Genomic DNA, 4,368 nt, shown 5'->3' with positions numbered 1-4,368 from the left:
GCCCCGAGGTGGCGTTGGCGAGCGCAACCGCCGCCACCCCGTCCTCCACACTCACCCAGAGACACGCGACGAAACCGGGCAGCGAGCCGGTGTGCCCGATCAGCGTCCGGCCGTCCTTGCGGAGCAGTTGGATGCCGAGGCCGTAGCCGCCCTCCCATTCACCGGCTCCCGGCGCCGCAGCCGGCGTCCGCATCTCCGCGACGGAAGCCGCGCTGAGCACCCGGTCGTCGCCCTGGGCAAGGAAGCCGGCGAAGCGGCAGAGGTCCTCGGCCGTCGACCAGAGCTGTCCGGCCGGAGCCATCACCCCCAGATCCTCGGACGGTTCGGGCAGCATCACATCGGCCCAGGGGTGCACGGCCCAGCCACCGGCATGGGGAGCCACCGGCTGCGCGCTCGTACGCGACAGCCCGAGAGGCTCCAGGATCTCACCGCGCAGCGCCTCCTCCCAGGACACTCCACGGACCGCCTCGACCAGCGAACCGAGCAGTGTGTAACCAGGGTTGGAGTAGTGATGGAGGCGCCCCACCGGGTGGACCCGGGGCTCGTCGCCGAGGACATCGGACAGCTCCGGCCGGACGGTCCCGGGGGTCCGCTCCCACCACGGCGCAGGTGTCTCGGCCGCGAGCCCGGCGCTGTGCCCGAGGAGTTGGGCGATGGTCACCTCGCCCACGCCCGTACCCGAAAGGTGCTTGTCCAACGGGTCGTTCAGATCCAGGAGTCCCTCGTCCCGGAGCCGCATCACCAGGACCGCGGTGAACACCTTGGTGAGGGAGCCGATCCGGTACTGAGTATCGGCATCCGGGGCATGGCCGTCGACACAGGTGCGCGAGCCGCTCCACACCATCACGCCGTCGCGGGCCACCGCCCCGACGAGGGAGGGCGACCTCCCCTCGGACTGGGCGACGGCAACGCGGTGCAGCAGGGCTCGTTCGGTGCTGGGAAGCAGAACGTCGAAGGGTGAGGTCATGCCCCGATCCAACGCCGTCCCCCCGCCGGAGTCGACCACATTTCACGCGGGGCGGACACTCAGCCCGTCGAACTCCTGATCAGGTCTGAGCCATGTCGACGAAGCGGGAGTAGTGGCCCTGGAAGGCCACCGTGATCGTTGCCGTGGGGCCGTTACGGTGCTTGCCCACGATGATGTCCGCCTCGCCCGCGCGCGGCGACTCCTTCTCGTACGCGTCCTCGCGGTGCAGCAGGATCACCATGTCCGCGTCCTGCTCGATGGAGCCGGATTCACGCAGGTCGGAGACCATCGGCTTCTTGTCGGTGCGCTGCTCGGGGCCACGGTTCAGCTGCGAGAGCGCGATCACCGGCAGTTCGAGCTCCTTCGCCAGAAGCTTCAGGTTTCGCGACATGTCCGAGACCTCCTGCTGTCGGCTCTCGGACCGCTTGGAGCCGCCCGACTGCATCAGCTGGAGGTAGTCGATGACCACGAGCTTCAGGCCGGCGCGCTGCTTGAGCCGACGGCACTTGGCGCGGATCTCCATCATCGACAGGTTCGGGGAGTCGTCGATGTAGAGCGGGGCCTGCGAGACGTCCGGCATCCGGCGGGCCAGCCGGGTCCAGTCCTCGTCCGTCATGGTGCCGGAGCGCATGTGGTGCAGCGCGACCCGGGCTTCCGCCGAGAGAAGGCGCATCGCGATCTCGTTGCGGCCCATTTCGAGGGAGAAGATGACGCTCGGCAGGTTGTGCTTGATGGAGCAGGCCCGGGCGAAGTCCAGGGCGAGAGTCGACTTACCCATGGCGGGACGGGCCGCGATGATGATCATCTGGCCCGGATGCAGTCCGTTGGTGAGCTGGTCGAGGTCGGTGAAGCCGGTCGGCACACCGGTCATCTCGCCGCTGCGGGAGCCGATCGCCTCGATCTCGTCGAGCGCACCCTCCATGATGTCGCCGAGCGGCAGATAGTCCTCGGTGGTGCGCTGCTCGGTGACCGCGTAGATCTCGGCCTGGGCCGAGTTCACGATCTCGTCGACGTCGCCGTCGGCCGCGTATCCCATCTGCGTGATCTTGGTGCCGGCCTCCACGAGCCGTCGCAGCACGGCGCGCTCGTGGACGATCTCCGCGTAGTACGCGGCGTTGGCCGCGGTCGGCACCGACTGGACGAGGGTGTGCAGATACGAGGCACCGCCGACGCGGGTGATCTCGCCGCGCTTGGTGAGCTCGGCGCCGACCGTGATCGGGTCGGCGGGCTCGCCCTTGGCGTACAGGTCGAGGATGGCCGCGTAGACCGTCTCGTGGGCCGGCTTGTAGAAGTCGTGGCCCTTGATGATCTCCACCACGTCCGCGATGGCGTCCTTGGAGAGCAACATGCCGCCGAGCACGGACTGCTCGGCGTCGAGGTCCTGCGGGGGCACCCGCTCGAAGCCGGAGAGGCCGCTGTCCCACGGGCCGCTGTCGCTGCCGCGGTCGTGCTGGTCCTCCCGGCCCCGTCCGCGCGCACGGCCCTCGCCGCGGGGTCGTGCGACAGGCAACCGGTCACTCGGTCCGCTGTCGGCCCAGGGGTCGTCCAGGGGCTCAGGAATGCTCATCAAGCCACCTCATCCCGTCCGCTCCGCGGACCTAGCCGTGCCAATCTTTCTTACGCCACGGCTCGGACAAACAAGAGGCTTTGACTCCGCTTCTGGCGCGTCGGGCGCCGGACCACGGTAGGCCCGCGGGCACCGTCAGCCAATCTGGTTATCCACAGGGCCTGTGGGTGAACGACCAGATGCTGTGGAGAACTCCGCAGAACCTGTGCACGGACCGGGGGACAGCCATGTGGACAAACTCATAGCCACCCCCGAGTCACCGCCCTGACCTGGCCTTTTTCCGTCCACGGGCTGTGGGGGAGAAAAACTTTCCCCTCGGGATCAAGATCAGAACAAACGGCGCACAGTCGAAGGCCGGAGCACCACACTTGTAAGGATCCCAACTACGTTGCATCTCTTACCTGTGGAAGATTAGATTGGCATCCATGACCCAGGCTCCCCCGACCCCCAAGGCCGCCCGCCGGCAGCACGACCGAGAGATCATCTCGCTCGCCGTCCCGGCCTTCGGCGCGCTCGTCGCCGAGCCGCTCTTCCTCATGGTCGACAGCGCCATTGTCGGCCATCTCGGCACGCCACAACTCGCCGGTCTTGCCATCGCGGCGGCCCTGCTCACCACCGCCGTGAGCGTCTTCGTCTTCCTCGCCTACGCCACCACGGCCGCCGTCGCCCGCCGCGTAGGAGCCGGCGACCTCAAGGCCGCCATTCGCCAGGGCATGGACGGCATCTGGCTCGCGCTCCTCCTGGGTGGAGCCGTCGTCGCACTCACCCTGCCCACAGCCCCTTGGCTGATCGACCTCTTCGGCGCCTCGGACACCGCCGCCCCGTACGCCATCACCTATCTGCGGATCTCCAGCCTCGGCATCCCCGCCATGCTCGTCGTTCTGGCCGCCACGGGCGTCCTGCGCGGCCTCCAGGACACCCGTACGCCGCTGTACGTGGCCATCGGCGGCTTCGCGGCCAACGCACTCCTCAACGTGGGCCTCGTGTACGGCGCCGGCATGGGCATCGCCGGCTCCGCATGGGGCACAGTGATCGCCCAGTGCGGCATGGCCGTCGCCTATCTCGTCGTGGTCGTCCGAGGCGCCAGACGCCATGGCGCCTCCTTGCGTCCGGACGCGGCCGGTATACGCGCCAGCGCACAGGCGGGCGTCCCGCTCCTCGTCCGCACGCTCTCCCTGCGAGCGGTCCTGATGATCGCCACGGCCGTCGCGGCCCGTATGGGCGACACCGAGGTCGCCGCGCACCAGATCATCCTGGCCCTGTGGAGCCTGATGGCCTTCGCCCTCGACGCGATCGCCATCGCGGGACAGGCCATCATCGGCCGGTATCTCGGCGCCGACGATGCCGAGGGCGCACGACAGGTCTGCCGGCGCATGGTCCAGTGGGGTGTGGTCTCCGGCATCGTGCTGGGCGCACTGATCATCGTCGCCCGCCCGCTCTTCATTCCCCTCTTCACCAGCGACACCACGGTCCAGGACACCCTGCTCCCCGCCCTGCTGGTCGTCGCCGTGTCCCAGCCCATCTCCGGAGTGGTCTTCGTGCTCGACGGCGTCCTGATGGGAGCGGGCGACGGCCCCTATCTGGCGTGGGCCATGCTGCTCACCCTGGCCGTCTTCGCCCCGGTCGCGCTCCTGGTCCCCGCCCTGGGCGGTGGGCTGACGGCTCTGTGGTGGGCAATGACGCTCATGATGACCGTCCGGATGCTGACGCTCTGGCTGCGCTCCCGCTCCGGGCGGTGGATCGTCACAGGAGCCACCCGCTGACGTGTTTCACGTGAAACGGCGGAAGGGGGGCCCCCCCCCCGGTGGGGGGCCGCGCGTCAGGGTAGTGGGAG

3 protein-coding genes are annotated in these 4,368 nt (G+C 69.0%); 1 reads left to right on the top strand and 2 read right to left on the bottom strand.

From position 1 onward, the window contains the following. The coding region (locus ACFC0D_RS38180) for a serine hydrolase domain-containing protein (protein WP_376446635.1) at positions 1-967 on the bottom strand (967 nt) is incomplete at its 3' end. 79 nt (positions 968-1,046) lie between these two features. Further along, complete coding sequence (gene dnaB / locus ACFC0D_RS38175; RefSeq protein ID WP_376446632.1) at positions 1,047-2,534, bottom strand: replicative DNA helicase; 1,488 nt, start codon at positions 2,532-2,534, stop codon at positions 1,047-1,049. A gap of 425 nt (positions 2,535-2,959) precedes the next feature. Between dnaB and ACFC0D_RS38170 the strand changes: the two genes are divergently transcribed. Beyond that, on the top strand, positions 2,960-4,297 hold the full coding sequence (locus ACFC0D_RS38170; protein WP_376446630.1) for an MATE family efflux transporter: 1,338 nt from the start codon (positions 2,960-2,962) through the stop codon (positions 4,295-4,297). The last annotated feature ends 71 nt before the right edge of the window (positions 4,298-4,368 follow it).

Origin of the sequence: Streptomyces sp. NPDC056222, from assembly GCF_042264065.1 — a bacterium.
Taxonomy (GTDB): Bacteria; Actinomycetota; Actinomycetes; order Streptomycetales; family Streptomycetaceae; genus Streptomyces.
This window is presented reverse-complemented; position numbering and strand designations above follow the sequence as displayed.